Origin of the sequence: Sulfurovum sp., assembly GCF_049668085.1 — a bacterium.
Taxonomy (GTDB): domain Bacteria; phylum Campylobacterota; class Campylobacteria; order Campylobacterales; family Sulfurovaceae; genus Sulfurovum.
This window is the reverse complement of sequence record NZ_JBATIY010000061.1, coordinates 1-3,661: the sequence shown is the minus strand read 5'-3', so window position 1 is coordinate 3,661 and position 3,661 is coordinate 1. Positions and strand designations below refer to the sequence as shown.

Genomic DNA, 3,661 nt, shown 5'->3' with positions numbered 1-3,661 from the left:
TACAGTAACTCTCCAAAGATGCCCCTATATAACGCTTCGCTTTACTTGCATCAAATTCTCCGTCAAACTCAAAGATGATATGCATAGAGGCAAACTTCATTGGTACAGAGTCTGTTCTTTCGATCTCAGCGTTAACAGAGTAGTTATGCACTTCATACCCATCCTTCTCAGCCATCATCACAAGGTCAATACCTGTACACCCTATAATACCTGTTGCAAAATACTCCACAGGAGTGATCTCTTTACAATCTAAAATGTAAGAAGATTTTATTGTGTTCGCTTTAAACTTTTTTTCGCCTAAGTATTCTACTGATACGTTCATTGTCCATTCCTAATTTTTTCTCATAGTGTACAGTAAATGACTTATATTTTTATAATAAAGAGCATCATAGTGTAAAGCTTATCTGATCTTAAGGATAACAAATGTAAAACCTCTATATGACACTTGATACACTTAATTTTCAAACCAACTATCTTTCGTTAAACAACGAATTTTACGATATGACCGATCCCACACCACTTGATGATCCTTATTTGATCAGCTTCAACACCCATGTGGCGAAACTCATCGGTCTTGAGAGCATCAGTGGAGATGACCCTCGTTTTGTGGATCTGCTCAACGGCACCTTTATCCCTCGAGGTGTACGTCCCTTTTCCATGTGCTATGCAGGACATCAGTTTGGAAATTACGCACCACGTCTAGGAGATGGAAGGGCTATCAATCTGGGAAGTATCAATGGTTGGCACCTCCAGACCAAAGGAAGCGGAGAAACTCTCTATAGCCGTACATCAGATGGTCGTGCGGCCGTACCCTCTTCCATACGAGAGTACCTGATGAGCGAAGCGATGCACCATCTTGGCATTCCCACAACACGTGCCCTTGGTGTCATAGGATCACAAACAAAGATCGTACGCAATAACATAGAACAAGCCGCTATCGTTATGCGACTTTCACCAAGTTGGGTGCGTTTTGGTACATTTGAATACTTTTACTATTTCAAAGAGTATGACAAACTTCAAACCCTTACTGACTACGTCATTGCAGAATCCTACCCACATCTAAAAGATGATGAAGATCGTTACTTTAAATTCTTTAGTGAAGTGGTTGAGCGTACTGCAAAACTCATTGCAAAGTGGCAAAGCATAGGCTTCTGCCATGGCGTGATGAATACAGACAATATGTCCATCGCAGGTCTCACCATCGACTATGGTCCCTTCTCCATGCTAGATGATTTTGACTACGGCTTTGTGTGCAATAAAACAGACAAAGCAGGTCGTTACAGTTACGGGGAGCAGCCCAATGTCTCCTACTGGAACCTCACCATGCTCTCCAAAGCACTTACCCCTATCATTGATAAAGAGAGAATGCAAAAAAAGCTCGATGATTATGGTAATTTCCTCTATCCTAATGCCTATATCGATGTCATGCGTCAAAAACTAGGGTTGGATTTAAAACTGGATGAAGATGTTGAACTCATCACAGATCTGGTAGGTGCGCTGCAAGATGCCTATGTCGACTATACCAATTTCTTTCGAACACTCAGCCACTATGATAGTGATAGGATGCCTCTATTTGATATCGCTATGAATCCAGTGGTCATTCATAACTGGCTTGAACTATATGACAAACGTTTAGCTAAAGAGACACGTTCACAGTCAGATCGACAAAAAGAAATGTTAAAAACAAATCCAAAATATGTATTGAAGAACTATATGCTCCAAGAAGCAATAGACCTTGCCCAAAAAGGCGATTTCTCTAGTATAGAGACACTGCTGCATATCGCAGCACATCCGTTTGATGAACTACCTGAGTTTGAACATTTTGCACATGAGACGCCGGAAGAGCACAAAAATATCTGTCTCTCCTGTTCGTCCTGATGACTACGTAGAGAACTACTCTTGGTTATCTAACCACTTCTTCAAACTCTCCACCTGCTCCAAAGTTCTCACGGTAGCAGTTCCACCTTCAGATTGACGAGCATTCATAGAAGCACGGTTATCTAGTAATGCTACAATACCCTCACCTATACGACCATCTACACTTTGTAGATCTTCTAAACGTAGTTCAGAGATGTCTAGTCCTTTTTCTTCTGCCAAGTTTACTGCATTACCGGTAATGTGATAAGCGTCACGGAACGGAAGTCCTGCTTCTTTTACAAGGTAGTCTGCCAGGTCTGTGGCAGAAAGATGGCCTATCATACATGCTGCTTCCATCTGTTCTACGTTGATTGTCATGTCCGCTATCATCTCTTCAAGTACTTGTAGTGAAAGTGTGGCTGTTCTTACAGAGTCAAATACACCTTCTTTATCTTCTTGCATATCTTTATTGTACGCAAGTGGCAGACCTTTCATCACAGTAAGAAGTGCAACCAGATTACCATTTACACGTCCTGTTTTCCCTCTGAGAAGTTCAGGGATGTCAGGATTTTTCTTTTGTGGCATAATGGAAGAACCTGTAGCATGACGGTCACTCAGTGTCACCCATCTAAACTCACTTGCAGACCATAAGATCAGCTCTTCACTCAAACGGCTCATGTGCATCATCATGGTACTGATGTTAAAGAGTATCTCCAGTGCAAAGTCTCTGTCACTTACCGTGTCAAGACAGTTCAAGGTCGGTGCATTAAAACCTAATTTATCTGAAGTGATCTGACGAGAAATGTTGTGAGGTGTACCAGCCAATGCAGCACACCCGATAGGAGAGTAATTGTTACGTTCATAAGAGCTTATAAAACGCTCATAATCACGTTTAAACATACTAGCATAAGCCATCATATGATAACCAAAGTTTATGGGCTGTGCATGCTGTAAGTGTGTCATACCAGGAAGCATCACTTCTGCATTTTCTTCTGCCACCTTTACAAGAGTAGTAATGTTAACTAAAAGTAAGTCTGCAATGGCTTTAGTGTTGTTCTGTACATAGAGTCTAAAGTCAAGTGCTACCTGATCATTACGGCTTCTAGCAGTATGAAGACGCTTTCCTGCATCTCCCACTTTTTCAGTGAGTCTACCCTCTATGGCCATGTGAATATCTTCATCATCACCATCAAGTTTAAATGCACCAGAATCTATTTCACCCAGAATCTCATATAATCCACTTTCTATCTTCTCATAATCTTCATTCGAGATAATACCCTGCTCACACAACATATAAGCATGTGCGCGTGATCCTTCTATATCTTCAGCATACAATGCCTTATCAAATGGCAGTGAGTTATTGAGATCTTGAAGTAATTGTGAGCTTTTTTCAGAGATTCTTGCAGATGCAATTTTTTTAGACATACATATTTCCTAAGTGTTGATAATTAGAGTATTTTATCGTAAAGTACGTTTGATTAGGTTTTAGAAGATAAAGCAGATTAAAGGTAACCCAAACTGATGAACTTAAAAAATATTTACAAATTTGGACAAGGCGTAAAACATTATTCAAAAAGAATGTTTAAATGGCTACCTTTAATGCGCGAATTATACCTATCCAAAATTAAAGTATCATTAAATATTATAATATAGTTTATGAATACTTATATTATATCATCGAAGAGCCAAGAAAAAAGGGAGTTGTATTCAGGGAGAAGGCTCTTCAGTAAAAGATAACCGGGGACAAGAGATAAACAAGGAAGTTTACAAATTTTGGACAAGGAGTAAAACTAAAATCTCTTGA

Annotated in this window: 3 protein-coding genes; 1 reads left to right on the top strand and 2 read right to left on the bottom strand. The window is 39.7% G+C overall.

All coding sequences use genetic code 11. The annotated features are described in order from the left end of the window. The coding region (locus tag WBM70_RS03860) for an OsmC family protein (RefSeq protein ID WP_424557190.1) at positions 1-322 on the bottom strand (322 nt) is incomplete at its 3' end. A 116-nt stretch (positions 323-438) separates the two neighbouring features. Here WBM70_RS03860 and WBM70_RS03855 point away from each other — a divergent pair. After that, the gene (locus WBM70_RS03855; protein WP_424557189.1) at positions 439-1,878 is read left to right on the top strand and encodes a protein adenylyltransferase SelO; all 1,440 of its coding nucleotides are present in this window, start codon (positions 439-441) and stop codon (positions 1,876-1,878) included. Positions 1,879-1,893: 15 nt separating this feature from the next. Here the strand turns inward: WBM70_RS03855 and argH are convergent, their stop codons facing one another. After that, positions 1,894-3,282 (bottom strand): argininosuccinate lyase, encoded by a 1,389-nt coding sequence (gene argH / locus WBM70_RS03850; protein WP_424557188.1) that lies wholly within the window; start codon positions 3,280-3,282, stop codon positions 1,894-1,896. Positions 3,283-3,661: the final 379 nt, after the last annotated feature.